The organism is Sutcliffiella cohnii (genome assembly GCF_002250055.1).
GTDB lineage: Bacteria > Bacillota > Bacilli > Bacillales > Bacillaceae_I > Sutcliffiella > Sutcliffiella cohnii.
On sequence record NZ_CP018866.1, the window covers coordinates 650636 to 670991 of the forward strand.

Consider the following 20356-nt stretch of genomic DNA (forward strand, 5'->3'; position numbering starts at 1 on the left):
GGCTACAACAATAAATAGAGAATTAAGAGGGGTTCTTATGAAAAAATTATTAACTGTTTTTACAATTATATTTTTCATTACAATTTTAGCTGCGTGCGGAAATACTGACACAACGTCTGGAAATGCTAGCTCAAATAGTAACGATGAAGATGTACTAACAATTGAACATGAACTAGGGAGTACAGCTGTAACTATTAACCCATCAAAAGTGGTAGTGTTTGATTTCGGTATTTTAGATTCATTAGATAAAATGGGAATAGATGTAGTTGGAGTTCCACAGGCAAATATTCCGCCATACTTATCGAAATATGAAGATGAGAAGTATGAAAATGTAGGTGCTTTAAAAGAGCCAGATTTTGAAAAAATTAGTGAAATTAATCCGGACTTAATCATTATTTCAGCAAGACAGGCTGAATTATATGATGAGCTATCTAAAATCGCACCAACGATTCATCTTGGTATTAATACAAATGATTACTTACAATCATTTGAAAGTAATATGCAAACGTTAGGTCAAATTTTTAACCAAGAAGGATATATCGAACAACAACTTGCTTCAATTAAGAGCGCGATTGAACAATTGAGTGAAAAAACAACTAAAAATGGAAAAAATGCGTTAATCATACTGGCGAATGAAGGGAATATTAGCGCATACGGCCCAGGATCTCGTTTCGGTATCATTCATGATGAATTTGGGTTTGAGCCAGTTGACGCTGGTATTGAAGTTTCAACACATGGGATGAATGTATCATTTGAGTACATTTTAGAGCAAAATCCAGATTATTTATTTGTTATCGACAGAGGTGCAGCGGTTGCAGGTGAATCTTCTGCAAAGCAAACAGTTGAAAATGCGCTAATTGAAAAAACGAAAGCATACCAAGAAGGTAATATCATTTATTTAGATCCAAACTATTGGTATTTATCCGGTGGAGGTCTAATATCAGTTTTAGAAATGGTGAAGGAAATTGAGGGAGCACTTCAATAATGCCAAAAACTCAGCTATGAAAGGCTGAGTTTTTAATATATCTAAAATTAATAACGAAGATATTTTTGAATTAGAGACAATTTTGTAAAGAAATCTAAAATATTCCAATATAAACGTAATAAAAATATTAAAAGTATGCATTTTTATTGCTAAAATGTTTAAAATTGAATATATTTATATTAATGATTACTAGGAGAGTGATGAGATTTTGGACAGTATACCCTATGACTCGATAATCTTTTTTGGAGCATTATTAATACTTTCGGGTTATTTTTCTGCATCAGAAACAGCTATTACAAGTGCGAACAAAGTTCGTTTACGAAATATGGCTGATGATGAAAATGTAAAAGCACAGCGTTCGCTTAAATTGACGGAGAAGTTTGACCACAGTTTATCCACTATTTTAATTGGGAATAACATTGTAAACATTGCGATGGCGACGATTGCAACAAAAATTGCGACGGATCTGTTTGGTTCGCAAGGGACCACGTTAGCTATTTCAACTGCTGTTACTACGATTCTTATTCTTATTTTTGGTGAAGTTCTTCCGAAATCGTTAGCGAAACAATATGCAGAGAAATACTTGTTAGTTATTTCTGCTTCTTTAATGGCGGTCATGAAACTCTTCTATCCGATTACTTGGCTTTTTGTCCAGTTAAAGCTTGGCATAAACAAAGTATTAGGTTCTAAAGAAATGGAGCCAACTGTTACGGATGAGGACGTCAAGGCATTAGTCGAGATTGGAGAAGAAGAAGGGACATTTCTCTCTCAAGAAAAAGAACTATTGCATAATGCAATTGAATTTGACGATATAGTTGTAAATGACATATTAACACCACGACCTGACGTCGTTGCTGTGTCCATAAATAATAGTTTACTAGATATTAAGGAAACTTTTGTACGTGAAAAATACTCTAGAATTCCAGTATACGAGGGAACAATTGATAATATTGTCGGGATTATATCACACCGTGATTTTTTCGAGCAATATGTAGAAAATAAAAACTTTGAATTAACAGACATAATGAGAAAACCGCATTTTGTCATCGGTTCAAGTAAAATTTCAAACCTTTTAAAAGAACTACAAAAGTCTAAAAACCACCTTGCGATTGTTATTGATGAGTATGGTGGAACAGCGGGTATTATCTCAATTGAGGATATTATCGAAGAAATTGTCGGTGATATTTGGGATGAGCATGATGAAAGTATACTATTAATTGAAGTACTTCAAGAAGGAAAATTCCGAATGGATGGAAAAACATCCGTTGAAGACTTCTCCACTGTTGTAAATTTAGATGTTAGTGATTCTAGTTCCATCACATTAAGCGGCTGGATTTCTGAAAAAATTGGTTATTTACCGAAAAAGGGTGAAAAGATCCAATTAGATTTTGCGGAAATTATAATTGAAGAAGTCCGTAAAAATAGAATTCAAAAAGTTTTAGTTGAAGTGAAAATGGAACAATCTTATACCGCATAATCCAAAACTCCTCTATTTTAGAGGAGTTTTTTCACGTAATCGGACAATAGAAAATAAAATAATAAGTAGATACAAGCAATTATTTCTACATGAAAATAGTATGTTTAAACAACAACTATAGGTTTATGGTTCTTTAGTTTAGGTTAAAGTATACGAACTATACGAACTAGTTTAAGGAAAAAACTTAACTTTAGTCTAACATAAATTGGTTGTAGTAATATAATTGTGCCGTGCAAAAAATGAAACTACATAATTAATAAGTATCTTTACACTTAGAAAGAAAGGAACTCAATGTCTTGGTCTATTTCTTATTCACTATTTCCGTAATAGCTACAGTACTAATTGCCATGAAATTATCAAAATATGCAGATCATATTAGCCGAAACACAACGTTAGGCGGAGCCTTTTTAGGAGCGATCCTTTTAGGTGGCGCTACCTCTTTACCAGAAATTACAACAAGTTACACAGCGGCTATCATTCATAATCCTGACATGATTTTAGGTAACATTCTTGGTAGTAACTTGTTTAATTTATTAACATTAGCATTTATTAATATTTACTTCTTAAAGCAACGCATTTTTCAATTTAAAACGAAGGAACATTTATATGCTAGTATTTTAAGTTTGTTCCTAACCGTATATTTACTATTTGGGTTGTACATTCAATCAGATATTCACTTTTTTGGAATCGGACTTGATTCTATTTTATTGTTAGTTGGTTATGGCTTTGGATTATGGATTTTATCGAGAATACCGAGTGAAAAGGCAGAAGAAAAAGAAGCTCATCCAGAAAAGATGGAGAGAAATTCTATTCGAGGAACAGTTATAAAGTTTATCGTTAGCTGCTTACTCATCATGGTTTTTGGTACGCTTTTAACGCTTACAGGGGATAAAATAGCAGTAATTACTGGTTTAGGATCTAGTTTTGTAGGAATGTTTTTAATTGCCGTAACTACATCGTTACCAGAGGTCGTAAGTTGTATCGTTGCTGTAAGGCTTGGAAATCCTTCGTTAGCTATTGGAAGCGTGTTAGGTAGTAATTTATTTAATTTATTCGTTCTTGGAAGTTCAGATATTTTTTATCGATCAGGACTACTTTTATCATCGGTAGATATATTCCATTACTTTTCGACGTTTATACTCATTATCATGCACCTAGTCGTTATTTTCGTTTTATTAAGAAAAACGACACATACTCCTAAATATGTGTACGTATCACTATTAATTTTTGTCTTATATGTCGTAAATAGCTTATTTCTACTTTTTAATCCATTTCCACATTAAAAAAGCAATCCGAGTTAATTGGATTGCTTTTTACGCTATTATTTAAATTTAGTGACTAATACATTTAACTGCTCTGATAATTGAGAGAGGTTTTTAGCACTTGAAGCAATTTCCTCCATAGAATGGTTGGATTGTTCAATTGTTGCAGCTGTTTCTTCTATACCAGCAGCTGATTCCTCTGTAACAGATGCAATGGATTCAATCGACATATTAATGTCTTTAGAAGTTTTTGTTACATCTTGTAAGTTATGCGTCATCGTTTGTATTCTTTCACCCATTGTTTGAATATGTTCATGAATCGTACCAAACGTGTCGCCCGTTATTCTAATTGATTCCGTTCCTTCTTTCACTAGATGGAAACTAGTCGTAAGCGATTCGGAGATAATCTTAGATTCCGTTTTAATGCCATTAACGATAGTAGTAATTCCTTCAAGTGACTGGGATACTTGTTCCGCTAACTTTCTTACTTCCTCCGCAACTACTGCGAAGCCTCTGCCGCTTTCACCAGCACGTGCCGCCTCAATTGCTGCATTTAATGCTAAAAGGTTCGTTTGAGCAGCAATACCTTGTATTACTTCGACTAAACTAGATACTTCTTTCGTTTTTTGTTCCAGACCACCAATCTTTTGAAAGGACTGCTCTACATTTTCATAAATGTTTTCCATTGCTTCTACTGAGTTCTTCATTAATTCTTTACCAGAAGATGTTGATTGGAGAACTTCAGATGAAGCTTGGAAGCAATCTTCCCCTAATGTATTCGTGTTACTAATTAGGCTAGTAAACACATTCACTTTTTCATTTATTTCAGAAGCAGCATCTGCTTGTTGATCAGCACCTGCGGATAGCTGTTGCATCGTAGCAGCTACTTGTTCGCCTCCTTGTTGCACCTCGTTTGAAGATTCTTTGAGTGCTTCGCTTTGAATGGTGACTGTTTGTGAAACGTGTTGAATTTCCTCCACCATTGCTTTTAAATTATTTTTCATATGATTGACAGACGTACTAAGCTGGCCGATTTCATCTGTACTTGATGTTTGAATATCGCCAATAGATAAATTTCCTTCTGAAATTTCATTTGCTGTATGTACAACATTTTTTAGCCCGTTACTTATGGAACGGTTTAGTCGAACTATAATGATCCCACTTAAAGCGATTGTTAATACTGTTGCTATCAAAATAACAATGGCACTTCTAGTTATATTAGAGAAAGTCGTTTCGTTACTTTCCTGTCTCATTTGCTCGTACTGACTGCGAAGATCATATAAAATATCTATTGTTTGGCTGTTCAACACTTCCATTTGCCTTAATGTATTAGTAACGATAATTTCGTTATCCATTAAAATAGCTGCAATTAACTCATTGAAAAATAAATGATTAAATTGGTTGTTAATCGTTTTATACTGTTCAAAAGCTTCTGCTTGTGATGAAAGAATGATACCTTCCACATTTTCCTCTAAAGTAGTTAAGTGTTCTGAAATCTCTTCATATTGTTTGACAGTCGTTTCGTTCGGTTGAAATTGATAACTGTATGCTTTTATTGTCTTTTCCTTAACGATAGATCCCATTTCCGTTAACAAAATTTCTTGCCTACTAGCTTGGTCCATTTTTTCAACATTACCACTTAATCGATAAAACTGCATAAAGACAATGGATAATGTAATAACAAATAACGCAAGAGTAATTCCGAAAATAGTAAAGTATTTTGTTCCGATATTTTGTTTTTTCCACCAGTTGCTCATTAGATGTCCCCCAAATTTTAGTCTAATAATTATATCGGAAAAAAATAACGAAATATTAGTGTAAACATTAAATTTGTAAAATGTATATTTGCATCATTGGGAAAGTTAGAAGAATTCTTTAGGCTTACGTGATGATGGACCTCCCTATTTTCCCAATAACAATGTTAGATAACATATGCTAACATAAAAACGAACTAAATACGTCAGAGTATTTAGAAAATAAGAGGGAGGTTTTATTTTGAGAAAATTTTCTAAGTTACTTTCCGTTTTAGCAACTTTAGTTTTAGTTGTTTCTTTTGTGTTACTTCCAAGTAGCACGAGTGCAAATGGGAAATCTGTCATGAAGGAATATTTGATTGGGTTTGAGAAGAATGTTGGGGCAAATGATAAACAAACTGTCCAAAATCTTGGTGGGCAAATTAATCATCAATTTCAATATATGAACGTATTAGAAGTAACATTGCCGGAGCAAGCAGTTAATGCGTTAGAGAAAAATCCGAATGTGGCATACATAGAAGAAAATGTGAAAATGCATGCCGTAAGTCAAACTGTACCGTATGGTGTTCCTCATATTAAAGCAGATGTTGCTCACTCACAAAATGTAACTGGGAATGGCGTGAAGGTAGCCATACTTGATACAGGCATAGACGCAGCCCATGAAGATTTGCGAGTAGTTGGTGGAGCAAGTTTCGTCGCTGGTGAGCCGAATGCACTTCAAGATGGCAATGGACATGGAACACATGTAGCAGGAACTGTAGCAGCTTTAAATAATCAAGTAGGCGTTCTAGGTGTAGCGTATGACGTTGATCTTTATGCTGTTAAAGTGTTAGGTGCTGACGGTAGTGGAACGTTAAGTGGAATTGCACAAGGAATAGAGTGGTCTATTGCAAATAATATGGATGTAATTAATATGAGTTTAGGGGGAAGTACAGGGTCAACTACATTAAAGCAGGCTGCTGATAATGCATACAATAGCGGACTTGTTGTAGTAGCTGCTGCCGGCAATAGTGGAGATTTCTTTGGGCTTATTAATACGATTGGATATCCAGCTCGCTACGACTCTGTTATTGCGGTAGGAGCAGTAGATTCAAATAATAGAAGAGCATCTTTCTCTAGCGTCGGTAGCCAATTGGAAGTGATGGCTCCAGGTGTAAATATTTTAAGTACATTGCCTGGGAATAGTTACGGTTCTTTAAATGGAACATCTATGGCTTCACCTCATGTAGCAGGTGCTGCAGCTTTATTATTAGCACAAGATCCAACTTTAACGAATGTGCAAGTTAGAGAAAAATTACGTGACACAGCAACAAACTTAGGAAGCAGTTTTTATTATGGAAATGGAGTTATTGATGTAGAGAAAGCATTACAATAGTTTCATTAGATAGCTTCGTCCGGAATCTATTTCTGGACGATTTTTTTGTGTAATCTAACACCCTTTTGTATAATACAAGTCAAGAGAAAAAAGGGAAGTGAACGAAAAATGAATAAAACGTTAGCATTTATAGGCTGTGGGAAAATGGCTCAAGCGATAATAGGTGGAATGATTCAATCAGGAATTGTTGATCGTAAGCGAATAATCGCAAGCGCAAGAACAGAAGAGACGAGGCAACTTGTAAAAAAGACTTTTAACATAAAAATCGAAGGAGATAATAAGCAAGTTGCAAAAAATGCTGATATATTATTTCTTGCTGTAAAGCCTGATGTTCATAAAGAAGTAATCGATGAAATAAAAGATTATGTGAAAAAAGATGTTATTGTAATTACGATTGCTGCGGGCATTACGTTGTCGTATTTGGAGAGCGGTTTTCATAACGAAGTGAGAGCAATTAGAGTAATGCCAAACACACCTTCTCTAGTGAGGGAAGGAATGAGTGTAATTGCACCTAACAGATATGTTACTACTGATGAGCTTGACCTAGTAGTTAAGCTATGTGAAACGTTTGGTCAAGCTGAAGTAATGAATGAAGGGCTTATGGATGCAATTCCAGCAATAAGTGGATCTTCTCCAGCTTACGTATATATGTTTATTGAAGCGCTTGCTGATGGGGCAGTTAAACAAGGGATTCCAAGAGACCAAGCATATAAACTAGGGGCACAGGCAGTATTAGGTGCAGCGAAAATGGTATTAGAGACAGGAAAGCACCCAGGAGAATTAAAAGACCAAGTTTGTACACCAGGTGGAGCGACAATTGAAGCAGTATTAACTTTGGAAAAAGAAGGATTACGTTCAGCTGTTCTTTCTGCGATGGATGTCTGTACAGAGAAAGCTAAAGCACTTGCAAATAACTAATCCCTTTAAGTACCAGTACTAATATACATACTTATGTTGATAGATACTCCTATCTATATTAAACTTAAACGTAACCCGACAGTATAGGAGGCACCAATGAATATATTTTTAACTGGAGCAACTGGTTTTTTAGGAAGCAAGCTGATAAAACAATTTCTACTTGAAGGACATGCTATTTACTTGATAGCTAGAGATATAAAAAAGGCAGAAAGTACTCTATCGACACTATGTTCAACAGAAGATGCATCGATTACGATTTTTCAAGGAGATATAACAGCAAAGAACTTAGGGTTATCTGAGGACGATGTAACATATCTGGAAAATAAAATAGATGTATTTTATCATTTGGCAGCGCTTGTAAAGTTTGATGTGGAGTTAAGAGAAGAATTGATGGCAACAAACTTTGGAGGGACGAAAGAAGCGCTTAGTTTTGCTCACAAAATTAAAGTTAAAAAGTTTCTTCACGTAAGCACAGCATATACTGTAGGAACAAGCGACGAAGGATTTGAACAACTGTCCCCAATAGGACAAACATATTATAATCCATATGAAGAGAGTAAAGCGTTAGCAGAAAGAGCGGTGTTTGAGTACGCTGACAAAATGGATGTAAGTATTTTTCGACCAAGTATTATCGTAGGAGATTCCAAAACAGGTGAGGCAAATTCGCAATTTACGTTGTATGGGTTTATGCGTGGATTAGATTTATTCAAGAAACGGTTAGAAAGAAAAGGCCTTTTAACTGAAAAAATTCACTTAATTGGCTCAAGTGATGGAACTTCTAATCTTGTACCTGTTGACTATGTAGCAGATATACTCGCATTAGGAAGTCAAAAAGCTGAGAAAAATATGATTTACTTTATAACAAATCCTAATCCTTCCACTAATATGGAAATACTAAATGTTATTAAACATTACCTTCAGTTTAATAATTTGCAAATATATGAGTTTAATAGTCAGTACGAACTCAATCCGTTAGAAAAGCAAATGAATGAAATGATTAGTGTCTTTAAGCCATATTTAGATCGTAACATCATCTTTCACGACCAAAATACACAACAATTATTAAAAGATTCAAATTTACAGCATTTAAATATGACAGAAGATATACTACACCTCATCGTTAAATCATATTTTCAAACGAACAATGAAGAAAAGATGAAAGTCTAATAGCAAATCGCTATTGGGCTTTTTTATTTTTTTTATCTTTATCTTTATCTCTCTTCTTCTCCATCATTATTCGGAATATATATGAAATAATTAACGAAAGAGGTGAAAGTATGGCACTATTTACTCCGCCGGCTATTGTACGAACCCAAGTGTGGAGACTATCTCCTAAAGCGACAATATATTTTCCAATCGTTAGTGGATTGAAAAATAGTCAAGTACAACATTTTATTAATTATCGACTACAAAATGTAATCCATCATCTATTAGTTTCCCAAGGTTATTTCCAAAATAAAGATAGAGCAGAAGTAGTTAGTACGTTTGAAGTGAAAAATAATCAAAGAGGAATTTTAAGTATTGCCATAAGTAATTATACGTATATAGAAGGAGCAGCACATGGCTTAACGGTTATTCAATCACTCACGTTTAATACAGTAACAGGAAAACAATATTCGCTACCAGATTTGTTTAGTCCAAACAGTAATTATGTAGAAAGAATATCTAACGAAGTTCGAGCTCAGATTAGAAGAAGAGAAATTCCAACGTTAGAGCCTTTTGAAAATATCAACCCGAACCAATATTTTTATATAGCAGATAAAACAATCGTTATATATTTCCAAGCATACGAACTAAGCCCCTACGTCGTCGGACTACCAATGTTTCCTATAAACCTATTTTATCTTCAAGACATAGCAGCCCAAGGAGGACCAATCGACATTCTAGCGACGAATAGCTAAAGTCGAGGTTGGGACACAACTATTTTTATCAAAGTATAAAACGAACAAAAAATAGTAGAGTGGAAATAACCCGCTCCGGAAATGTACTTCGCTTTCCGCGGGCGGCTGGTGAGCCTCCTCGTGCTAAAGCACTGCGGGGTCTCACCTATGCCTTTGCTCCCGCAGTCTTTCATGTATTACAAGCTATACACCACAGAGAATGAAAATGGTTTTTGCGTGGCTATACTAATGCTACGGCTGGATGAGGAAGGTCGTGACTCCTTGGTGTGTGTGAGCCCTCCCCGCAGTCTGACTCCTTCGACCACGGTGCATCACAGATTGTTGCTCCCTTTATGGGAAGCACTCATGGTAGATTAACCCTATTCTGGTTGTTGCACCAGCCTCAAATCTGCTTCGCCGTAGAAAGGATGTTTTCAATGGAAGTAATCATTGAGAATGCTTGTGGTATGGATGTCCACAAGGATAGCATTACTGCATGTGCCATTACACCAAAAGGAAAGGAGATTGAAACTTTCTCCACTAAAACTATATATCTTATAGAGTTGGTGGACTGGGTTAAGAAACACAACTGTACCCATGTGGCGATGGAAAGTACAAGTGTCTACTGGAAACCTATTGTCAATTTACTAGAAGCAGAAGGTATTGAATTTCTAGTTGTGAATGCTCAACATATTAAAGCTGTTCCTGGGCGTAAAATCGATGTGAAAGATGCCGAATGGATTGCCAAATTACTTCGTCACGGTTTACTTAAAGCTAGTTATATTCCTGACCGAAATCAGCGAGAATTACGTGAACTTGTGCGTTATCGTCGTAGCATAATTGAAGAACGTGCCAGACAATATAATCGGATTCAAAAAGTGTTAGAAGGAGCTAATATCAAGCTTGGCTCTGTTGTTTCTGACATTATGGGAGTTTCTTCTCGTGATATGCTTCGATCCATAGCTGAAGGGAATGAAGACCTTGAAGAGTTAACAAACTTTGCGAGAGGAAGAATGAAAAATAAAAAAGATGAATTGAAACTCGCACTTCAAGGGTATATTCAAGAACATCAACGATTTATGATAAAAACGATTATGGATCATATCGATTTCCTAACTGAGCAAATCGATAAACTAGACAAAGAGATAGAAAAAAGGATGGAAGACGATCAAGAAGACATAGATCGTTTAGATTCCATTCCTGGCATTGGAAGAAAAATGGCGGAACAAATGCTTGCAGAAATTGGCCCAAATATAAAAGAGCAATTCCCGACTGCACCCCAACTATGTTCATGGGCGGGTTTAGTTCCAGGAAATAACCAAAGTGCTGGAAAACGTAAGTCATCCAAAACGATGAAAGGAAACAAATATCTTAAATCAGCACTCATTGAAGCAGCTCATTCTGTTCGAGGGTCTAAAAACTACCTTGGTGCACTTTACCGTCGGACTGCTTCACGTAAAGGTAAAAAGCGTGCAGCAGTTGTTGTAGCCCATGCGATGTTACGAATCTCCTATTATCTCTTAACACGAAAGGAAATGTACGTAGATCTAGGAGAAGACTACTTCGATAAGCAAAGACAACAGTCCATTGTTAGACATTCACTACGAAGATTAGAAAATTTAGGCTACACCGTGACACTAGTTGAACCAAAAGTTTCATAAAGCGATCCCAAAAAGTCGATAGATTTTTGAGTATGACGCTCTCCTCAAAAAAACAAGAATAAGCTGCGTCTAATTTAGTATTGCCATTTTTCCATATTTTAGTGCTATATTTTCATGGTAGGAGTCTACGTACATTTCCTCCGCTAATTCTGCGATTGTTCGTTTTTTATCATGATCATTTTAGTTTTGTCTCAGCCTCTTTTTTTTGTTATTACAAAGTGGGGAGTACTACCTGTTTTGTAGAGGAAGGATTAATTTAAACCGCCACTCTGTTTCAAGGAAGTCAAAGAAGATAAGCAAAATATTAATTAAAATGTAAAATAAAAGATATAAAGTTTGTGTTACAATGGAAAAAGATTTTGCAATTTTTATATACAGAGGAGAACAATATGTCCATTTTAGAAGCGATTATTTTCGGTATAGTTCAAGGAATATCGGAATACTTACCTATTTCGAGTACAGCGCACATAGTTATCACTCAATACCTTTTAGGTTATAATTTACCAGGTTTATCATTTGAAATTTTTCTTCATTTAGCATCCATTTTAGCTGTTATTATTTATTTTAGAAAAGATATTATTTCCATCATTACCGGTTTTTTTGCCTACTTTAGAGAAAAGACTGCAGAGAATAAAACAAGTTTTTGGTTTGCCATTTACATTGTTGTTGCGACTGCTATTACTGGCGTCGGAGGCATACTGTTAGAAGATGCTTTTAGTGAAACGTTAAAACGTCCATTAACTATTTCTATTACGTTAACGATCACTGGTTTAGCCTTAATTTACATTGAGCGCTTGCATAAAGATGGAAATAGAACGGAAAAAGATATGACGTTGAAAGACTCTGTTATCGTTGGTATTGGACAAACTATCGCGGTTTTTCCAGGAATTTCTCGTTCAGGTTCTACGTTAGTAGCTGCTTTACTATCAGGATTAAATAAAGAAACTGCTGTAAGATATTCATTTTTACTATCAGTACCTGTTATTTTAGGTTCATCTGTATTAGCATTTAAAGATATTTCAGGAGGAGCGTTTGCGGAAGTTGGGGTGCCCGCATTAATCGTCGCGTTCATCGTGACATTCATCTTCTCTTGGTTAGGTATTATTTGGTTAATCGACTTCTTAAAGAGAAGTAAACTAATTTATTTTTCTATTTATTGTTTTATTTTAGCGATACTTGTTTATATATTTATTCCAGCAAGTGCAGTAGCAAACTTATAATAAGGAAAGGAGCTAGTTTTTAAAAACTATGCTCCTTTTTTGTAGCCAGGTATGGAAATTGTTACGACTGTACCTTTGTTTATTTTACTTTTAAATTGAATGTCTCCCCCATGAGCATAGATGATGGAAAAAGCCGTCATAAGGCCAAGACCAGTACCTTTTTCAATAAGGTTGTAGGCTGGTTCACCAAGTCTTTCTATTTGTTCCGAGGTCATGCCAACACCATTATCTTTAACTTGTATAATAACGTTTTTATTTTTCATAAAACATTTAACTGTCACTTTGCCATGTGGGTTACTTACAGCATCAATTGAATTTTTTAAAATATTAATAAGTGCCTCGCATAAAGGTGCAAAATCTCCTTTTAATCGATAGTTTTTTTCGTGAAAACAATCAATCGGCACTTTACTATTGGATGAATAAGTTGTTAATGCTTCGATTGATGAATCAATAAGCTCTATTGAAGATATTGATTTCATTTCAGATACTTTATTGTTAGCTAAATTTAAAAAATTTTGTACTATTTCTTCCGTCCGATCTAATTCATGTAGAATAATAGGAACGAATTCTTTATTCGATTTATTTTGTTCAGTACCTAATAGTTGAGAAAAACCTTTAACGACAGTTAAAGGTGTTCGAATTTCATGCGCAACGCTTGCGGCCAAGCTAGATACCATAGAAAGACGTTTTGTTTTTTGCACTTGTCTTTGGATTGCTGCAATATCTAGAAAATACTCTAATAAAAAAATGGCTAGAACGATAGTGATAAAGCTAAATACCCCTAGTAAAATTGCATAACGGAAATCTTCAAAAAGATGATTGTATTGAAATTGAAGGAAGGAATGTCCGAAATAAATTACAAAATAAAGAGCTAAAAATTTAATGGAAATAATAAAAAATGATGCAACAAACTTGATTTTTTTATTAAAATCAGCCCAATATGGGTAAAGAAATGCAGGTAAGATTGTGTATAGAGGGGTAGCGATGAACGTTGAAATTATTCCGTCATACCCACCAATAAGTAAACGAAAAAGTAGTAAAACTACAATCGTAAAAAATCCATATAAGTATCCTCCATATAATATAGCTATTATGATTGGAATGCCACGCAAGTCAAAATTTACACCAGCATGAACGAATATTGGAAACAGCATACACATGATGGAAGATATAGAACAGCTTATAAATAAGTACATTTTTTGCATCGATTCGTTAATGATTTCATTCCGATAAAAAGTAATGCTATGATAAAGTAAAATGGGAAAGAGAATAAAGAAAAGATGCAAAATAAAATCTTTTATGTAAATCATGTTTGTCACCTTACATTTCTTTTTAAGTTAACTATTGTTGTCTATCATGTAATCAAATTACCATAAAAAACTGGTAATTTCTATATTTTTCAATATATTTCGAAAAAAGATTAGGAGAATTATTTTATGAAATTATTACAAAACTATTTAAATCTTTGGAATAATCGAAAGGGCCAGATAGAGAATCAAACGGAACAAGAGCATTTTCAGCTACTCTTAGAGAGGGAATTAAATGATGAACTAACACATCCAAGATTAAGGAAGACGATACATGAAAAGTTTTCACTAGCTGTTGCTCGTATTATCGATTCGAACCTTCCTAATGATGATAAGATTGAATTGATCGAAGCTTTTCGAGATGTATTAGCAAAAATCGAAAATAGGCAGAAAAAATAACGGCAACAACTTTGTATGCCGTTATTTTTAAAAGATACTAAAAATAGCTTTTGCAATTCCTCGTCTTTTCGGTTTTAATGGCAGTGGGTTTTGAATCTGGGTAGTCCTCGGTTTAGAAGCTTGAAGTTTTTCTTCCATTTCTATTAACTTTGTCTCCAACGTTTCTACTTTAGAAGACAGTTCTTCAATTTCTTTTCTTTGTTGTAAAAGTTGATAGGATACAACATCATCTGCCTTTTGTTGAATTTGTATTTCTGCTACTTTTAGTCGTGATAAAATTTTTTCTAGTTGATCCATGGTTGTGACATTCTCCTCTTCTCTCTCTTTTATTAGTTGTCGGGATTGTTTAGTAGTTGTTGTGACGTCTTCACCATTAATTTCTTTAATTTTTTGTACAGCTTGTTCATTGTAAACATAATGGCCAAATGCATTTTTATTGCAAGGGATTTTATATCTTTTCACCCAATCTCGAACTGTCCGTGGCGAAACTCCAATCTCATCAGCAATCTCATTTGTTTTCATTTGCCTCAACATTTATCCCTCCTTAAATAATAATTACACAGAGGTTTTCATTTTCCTTTCAGGCTGACAAAACTAGTGTGAATTCGGCAAAGAAAGTGAAAAAGGTACATGGGTGTCTATCTTGAAATTAAGAAGTTGGTTAAAGGTTTGTCCGTTTCACTTGCGGTGTTCGCTTTGTCTACCGTACCGCGACGTCCTGTCGCACGGTCGACACTAGCACATCATGTGCGTCGCCATGAGCGTGGCTTGAGTCTCCTCCTCGCTTTCACTTGTTTGGGGTCTGGAGGACATAGCAAATTTAGCCTAAATAAACATTTTTTTAGTAAAAATTTCCTATGCTTAGAAGAATAAAAAAACTACTTAAATTTGTATGATAAAGACCATATAATAAAGGGAAGATATTTTGTTTCAATTTTTAAAATATTCCATTATATAAAATTGTCTTTATAAATTTTAAAAATAGACAGTTTATAAAGGAAGGAAAAGGCGTTATGACGGTAGAACAACGGATACATATAATGGACGTAGGAAGTAAAATTAAATTTTTTCGGCTCCGTAGAAATTTTACACAAGAAGAATTAGCACAAGGAATCATATCGGTTTCTTATTTATCAAAAATTGAAAACAATATCACGACTCCTAGTTTGGAAGTATTAAAATTACTTTCTGAAAGATTAGAAGTAGATTTGTTTGAGCAAGAAAATGAATCATTGTTACAACAAATGTTTAACTGGTATTACTCAGTTAGAGATGGTAATGCTGAGCAGAGTAGAATTTTATTTCAAAAGCTGGAACCGTTGATTACTACTCAATCATTAAAAACGTATATTTATTTTTCACTTTTTAAAGCGAGATATTTTATTTTATTAAGGAAGTTCGATGAGGTTGAATTGGAATTAAGTAATTTGGAACAATATCAAGCTACCTTCGATTTGAAAATGACATATTTTTATTATAAGTTTCAATCTATCATTTTTTATATAAAAAATAACTTTCATGATTCCATTGAAAAGTTAAAAGAAGCGGAGAAAGCCTTGCACCATAGTACAGACTTAGACCAGACGGAGAAAGCGGATATCTATTATTTATTAGGGCTTGCCTATAGTCAGTTAATGAGGGTGCCGATAAGTATTATTTATACGAAAGAATCTCTATTAATATATCAATCAACCTACAATTATACACGAAGTGCAGAGTGTCAAATTCTTCTCGGGATTAGTTATCGAAGAATTGGAGAATACGATAAAGCTGAGGAGAGTTATATATTGGCATGGAAAATAGCTGAATTATCAAATAATCAGGTATTACAAGCTACCATTTGTCATAATTTAGGTAAGTTATTTTCCGATCAAAAACAGCATGAAAAGGCATTAGTACAATTTCAAAAAAGTTATAAATTAAAAGAAAATGTATCGGTCTTGTCCAAATTAAATACTATTTTTTCAATTGTTGATGAGTACTACCAGTTAGGAGATTTAGAGCATTCTTTTAATTGGCTTGAGCTAGGAAGAACCCTCCTAGAAGAAAAGGAAGAATACAAAAAATATAGTATCTCCTTTCATTTGATGAACTATTTACTAACAAAGGAATATGAACAGCTAGATACCTATTTTTTAGAAATAGCTTTACCATACTATCGGAAGCACCATATGAAAGAGCTAATTCTTAAATTTAGTGAAAGGTTAGCTTTACATTTTGAACAATGTTTTAAATATAAAAAGGCAAGTTATTATTATTCTTTATGTTATAAGGAAATAAAATAAATTTTAAGGAGGAAATATGATGCATAAACTATTAAAAACGTTGGTAGGTGCAGGGCTTGTTATATCTCTATCATTAGGAGTGCAGCTTGTAGACCATAATGCGAATCAATCATTAATTGCTTTAGAAGAGCATCCTGATCCAGTACATTTTGGATAATGAGGCAAGGCATTGTTTCCTATGAGAAACAATGTCTTTTTCGTTGTTTATAGTAAACTGTCATTCTTTTTCCATTGGGAAAATAGGGTGAAAAAAAGTTATAGTATGACAAACTAATAGACTGAATTTTCCCAATACCGGAAGAGGTTTCTCCTATGCTATCTTATTAATGAATGAAGATGAGGAGTTGAGGAGAAATGAAGGGGAAAAAAAGAGTAGTGCTATCAGTAGTTGCTTCCGCTGCGATCTTAGCGTCAGTTATGGTTAGTTCACCAACTAGTGGGGCAGATTTTCAAGTGAATTTTAATGGTGTGAAAAGTTTAGAAAATGCTAGTTTGGCTAAACCGGTAAGTAGCGGGGAGGCATCCTTTCTAGTAGATACGGAAAATATTAATATTCCTAAAGGTATTCAAAAGAAGTTAGAAGCAGTCTCGAAAAATAACGAACTATACATCGTACAATTTACTGGACCTATTTCAGAAGAAGAGAGAAAAGGATTGGAGTCTCTAGGAGTATCGATTCTAGATTACATTCCAGATTATGCTTTTATTGTACAATATAGTGGTGCTACTAAAAATATAAGTTCTTTGCATTCGGTTGAGAATGTACAACCATTTTTACCATTATATAAAATTGACCCTGCGCTTTTAACGAAAGGAGCTTCTCAGCTAGTTCAAGCGGTTATTTTAAATACAAAACACGAAAACAAAAACATGAAATTTAACGGTTTAGATGAGATTGTTCAGTATGCTGCTAATAATGAAGTTCTTTATATTTCGCCAAAGCCTGAGTATGAGCTAATGAATGATGTAGCAAGAGGAATAGTAAAAGCAGACGTTGCACAAAACAATTACGGACTATATGGACAAGGTCAAGTAGTTGCAGTAGCGGATACGGGTTTAGATACAGGTCGTAACGATAGTTCTATGCATGAAGCATTCCGTGGGAAAATTACAGCTCTTTACGCGTTAGGAAGAACTAACAATGCAAATGATCCGAATGGGCATGGTACGCATGTAGCTGGTTCTGTACTTGGTAATGCTTTAAATAAAGGAATGGCTCCGCAAGCTAACTTAGTCTTCCAATCTATTATGGATAGCAGCGGAGGATTAGGAGGATTACCATCGAATTTAAATACGTTATTTAGTCAAGCTTGGAATGCTGGCGCTAGAATTCATACTAACTCTTGGGGGGCCCCAGTAAATGGAGCGTACACTGCTAACTCGAGACAAGTGGATGAGTATGTTCGAAACAATGATATGACGGTACTTTTTGCAGCTGGAAATGAAGGACCTAACTCTGGAACAATTAGCGCTCCAGGGACAGCGAAAAATGCCATTACGGTCGGCGCAACGGAAAACTACCGACCAAGTTTTGGTTCAATTGCAGATAACCCTAATCATATCGCACAATTTTCATCGAGAGGAGCTACGAGAGATGGACGAATTAAACCAGACGTAACAGCTCCTGGAACATTTATATTATCAGCACGCTCTTCTTTAGCACCAGACTCTTCGTTTTGGGCGAATTATAACAGTAAGTATGCGTATATGGGCGGTACCTCTATGGCGACACCTATAGTTGCGGGGAATGTCGCGCAATTACGCGAGCATTTTATAAAAAATAGAGGAATTACACCTAAACCTTCCTTAATAAAAGCTGCACTTATCGCTGGGGCTACTGATGTTGGTTTAGGATATCCAAGTGGTGACCAAGGCTGGGGGCGTGTTACTTTAGATAAATCGTTAAATGTAGCGTATGTCAATGAAGCAACTGCATTAACAACAGGACAAAAAGCAACGTATTCGTTCCAAACGCAAGCGGGTAAACCATTAAAAATCTCGTTAGTATGGACAGATGCACCTGGAAGTACAACAGCATCTTATACACTAGTTAATGATTTAGATCTAGTTATTACTGCTCCGAATGGACAAAAATATGTAGGTAATGATTTTAGTTATCCTTATGATAATAATTGGGATGGTCGCAACAATGTTGAGAACGTATTTATAAACGCTCCGCAATCTGGAACGTATACAATTGAGGTTCAAGCGTATAACGTTCCATCTGGACCACAGTGTTTCTCACTAGCTATCGTACATTAATATATTATTAATAAGAAAAAACTAAGGTATTTTCACCTTAGTTTTTTCTCATTTTGCTCAACGATTATATTTTTTTTCACGACTATGGATGCTAACAAAACGAGACTACAAAACAGTGCTGTTACAATTGTAACTAGGGTGCCACCTATTAGTAAAAAAATATCGTGTCCCCTCATTAACCAAAACCAACATACAAATGTTAGCAACCAAGTAAAAAACAAAACAGTAAAACTGTATAGGACATGGAATTGGTACGTCCTAACATTTTGACCGTATTTTACAATGAAGAAATATCCTAAAAATATAGAGGAAATCATTAAGAATATGTGTAACAGTAGGACATAATCATACATATCTCTTCACCTTTCCTTTTTACCATTCTATTGGTTAGATACGGAAAGTGTGAAAAATAGGCGACAAGATTATATACTTTTAATTTTGCGACATCAAATTTGGTCACGTTGATATCAAGTAACATTTGAAAAGAATACTTCCATTTCGGATATGTGCTTATCCTTTCGGAAGGTATACAAGGGTGAGACCTATTCAAAATTTGATTTTATTTTTTTTAGCAACAAAGGAGGACAAAAGCTTTCCGGGATAGGCGCTTTAGCATGTAAAGATGTATTGTCGAATGGGTGAGGGACGGTAATATGCCATGCATGAAGTGCGTGCCTTCCTCCATTTTTCGTTTTGGCTCCATATAATTGGTCCCCAACGAGTGGATTCCCGATACTGCTCATATGTACTCTTATTTGATGAGTTCTTCCTGTTTCTAATGTTAGTTTAACTAAAGTACAATTATCTTTTGAAAATTGCTCTAATACTTCAAAATGAGTAACTGCTTTTTGACCAGTCTTTGCAACTACTCTTCTATTGGAATGGTGGCGGTCTTTCCCAATAGGTTTATTAATTGTTCCTTTTTTCGTTGTTACAGTACCTTCAACTAACGCTAAATACGTTCTTGTTATTTCTCTTCTCTCTAAAGACCGGTCTAAAATCGCTCCACTTAAAGCATGCTTTGCAAATAAAATGGTCCCACTCGTATCCCTATCTAACCGATGTATATGGCGGACCTTTTGTCGAATTCCTTGATGGTGAAAGTACGCAGCTACCCCGTTTGACAGGGAAGTTGTATCTCTTTCAGATGAAGGATGAGTATCGACTCCGTATGGTTTATTTATGATTAATAGGTTTTCGTCTTCCATTAAAATATCGATGTTCATCTTAGTGGGAGGAGGAGTAATTGTCTCGTCGTAAATCACTTTAAATGTAATGCGATCATTTTCATTTAATGGCTTTACCCAGTTTGGTTCTTCCTCATTAACTTTTACAGTTTTGCTCATTCGGATTTCGTGTAGTAATGTTTTAGGAATACCAATATCATGCTTTAAAAAGTCTTGCAACGACCTTTGCGTAAATGGCTGACTGCAAACTATCTCTATCATATGACCACGGATGGAAATTTTCATTTATCTTCACCTTTCAATAATTGGTATAATTCTGACCTTTAAGATTCCAGTAACTACCTACTTAATTCCTTTATTATATATGGTAATCTTGAATAAAGA

General features: G+C 34.8%; 17 protein-coding genes. 13 read left to right on the forward strand and 4 right to left on the reverse strand.

Annotated features, from left to right (window positions below):
- Positions 1 to 37: 37 nt before the first annotated feature.
- The 3 genes from BC6307_RS03085 (at position 38) to BC6307_RS03095 (ending at position 3745) form a co-directional block, all read left to right on the forward strand.
- Positions 38 to 985, forward strand: coding sequence for a siderophore ABC transporter substrate-binding protein (locus BC6307_RS03085; protein WP_066419932.1), 948 nt, complete (start codon positions 38 to 40; stop codon positions 983 to 985).
- A gap of 208 nt (positions 986 to 1193) precedes the next feature.
- Complete coding sequence (locus BC6307_RS03090) at positions 1194 to 2462, forward strand: hemolysin family protein (RefSeq protein ID WP_066419940.1); 1269 nt, start codon at positions 1194 to 1196, stop codon at positions 2460 to 2462.
- 296 nt (positions 2463 to 2758) lie between these two features.
- Positions 2759 to 3745 carry a sodium:calcium antiporter gene (locus BC6307_RS03095; RefSeq protein WP_066419942.1) on the forward strand — a complete coding sequence of 329 codons (987 nt, stop codon included), beginning with the start codon at positions 2759 to 2761 and terminating at the stop codon, positions 3743 to 3745.
- Positions 3746 to 3783: 38 nt separating this feature from the next.
- Here the strand turns inward: BC6307_RS03095 and BC6307_RS03100 are convergent, their stop codons facing one another.
- Complete coding sequence (locus tag BC6307_RS03100; RefSeq protein WP_066419944.1) at positions 3784 to 5481, reverse strand: methyl-accepting chemotaxis protein; 1698 nt, start codon at positions 5479 to 5481, stop codon at positions 3784 to 3786.
- 238 nt (positions 5482 to 5719) lie between these two features.
- On the opposite strand from BC6307_RS03100, the gene BC6307_RS03105 reads away from it, so the two are divergent.
- The 6 genes from BC6307_RS03105 (at position 5720) to uppP (ending at position 12532) form a co-directional block, all read left to right on the forward strand.
- On the forward strand, positions 5720 to 6853 hold the full coding sequence (locus tag BC6307_RS03105; protein WP_094366053.1) for a S8 family peptidase: 1134 nt from the start codon (positions 5720 to 5722) through the stop codon (positions 6851 to 6853).
- Positions 6854 to 6961: 108 nt separating this feature from the next.
- Positions 6962 to 7771: a pyrroline-5-carboxylate reductase gene (gene proC, locus BC6307_RS03110; protein ID WP_066419946.1), complete on the forward strand. Its 810-nt coding sequence runs from the start codon at positions 6962 to 6964 to the stop codon at positions 7769 to 7771.
- Between the two features lie 96 nt (positions 7772 to 7867).
- Positions 7868 to 8938 (forward strand): SDR family oxidoreductase, encoded by a 1071-nt coding sequence (locus BC6307_RS03115; protein WP_066419947.1) that lies wholly within the window; start codon positions 7868 to 7870, stop codon positions 8936 to 8938.
- Between the two features lie 110 nt (positions 8939 to 9048).
- A complete protein-coding gene (locus BC6307_RS03120; protein WP_066419955.1) occupies positions 9049 to 9672 on the forward strand; it encodes a DUF3298 and DUF4163 domain-containing protein in 624 nt (207 codons plus the stop codon).
- Positions 9673 to 10088: 416 nt separating this feature from the next.
- Positions 10089 to 11312: an IS110 family RNA-guided transposase gene (locus BC6307_RS03125; protein ID WP_094366054.1), complete on the forward strand. Its 1224-nt coding sequence runs from the start codon at positions 10089 to 10091 to the stop codon at positions 11310 to 11312.
- Positions 11313 to 11701: 389 nt separating this feature from the next.
- A complete protein-coding gene (gene uppP / locus BC6307_RS03130; protein WP_066421186.1) occupies positions 11702 to 12532 on the forward strand; it encodes an undecaprenyl-diphosphatase UppP in 831 nt (276 codons plus the stop codon).
- A 26-nt stretch (positions 12533 to 12558) separates the two neighbouring features.
- Here the strand turns inward: uppP and BC6307_RS03135 are convergent, their stop codons facing one another.
- Positions 12559 to 13842 (reverse strand): ATP-binding protein, encoded by a 1284-nt coding sequence (locus tag BC6307_RS03135; RefSeq protein WP_066421184.1) that lies wholly within the window; start codon positions 13840 to 13842, stop codon positions 12559 to 12561.
- A 126-nt stretch (positions 13843 to 13968) separates the two neighbouring features.
- Here BC6307_RS03135 and BC6307_RS03140 point away from each other — a divergent pair, with 126 nt between their 5' ends.
- The gene (locus BC6307_RS03140; protein WP_066421181.1) at positions 13969 to 14238 is read left to right on the forward strand and encodes a hypothetical protein; all 270 of its coding nucleotides are present in this window, start codon (positions 13969 to 13971) and stop codon (positions 14236 to 14238) included.
- Between the two features lie 27 nt (positions 14239 to 14265).
- On the opposite strand, the gene BC6307_RS03145 is transcribed toward BC6307_RS03140, so the two are convergent.
- Entirely contained in the window at positions 14266 to 14772 is a 507-nt protein-coding gene (locus BC6307_RS03145) for a MerR family transcriptional regulator (protein ID WP_066421179.1), read from the reverse strand.
- A gap of 479 nt (positions 14773 to 15251) precedes the next feature.
- Between BC6307_RS03145 and BC6307_RS03150 the strand changes: the two genes are divergently transcribed.
- The 3 genes from BC6307_RS03150 (at position 15252) to BC6307_RS03155 (ending at position 18785) form a co-directional block, all read left to right on the forward strand.
- Positions 15252 to 16523, forward strand: a complete 1272-nt coding sequence (locus BC6307_RS03150; RefSeq protein WP_066421176.1) for a helix-turn-helix transcriptional regulator — start codon at positions 15252 to 15254, stop codon at positions 16521 to 16523.
- Between the two features lie 19 nt (positions 16524 to 16542).
- Positions 16543 to 16680 (forward strand): hypothetical protein, encoded by a 138-nt coding sequence (locus BC6307_RS24700; protein ID WP_157729271.1) that lies wholly within the window; start codon positions 16543 to 16545, stop codon positions 16678 to 16680.
- 197 nt (positions 16681 to 16877) lie between these two features.
- The gene (locus BC6307_RS03155) at positions 16878 to 18785 is read left to right on the forward strand and encodes a S8 family serine peptidase (RefSeq protein ID WP_066421170.1); all 1908 of its coding nucleotides are present in this window, start codon (positions 16878 to 16880) and stop codon (positions 18783 to 18785) included.
- 542 nt (positions 18786 to 19327) lie between these two features.
- Here BC6307_RS03155 and BC6307_RS03165 read toward each other — a convergent pair.
- Positions 19328 to 20257, reverse strand: coding sequence for an RluA family pseudouridine synthase (locus tag BC6307_RS03165; RefSeq protein WP_066421162.1), 930 nt, complete (start codon positions 20255 to 20257; stop codon positions 19328 to 19330).
- Positions 20258 to 20356: the final 99 nt, after the last annotated feature.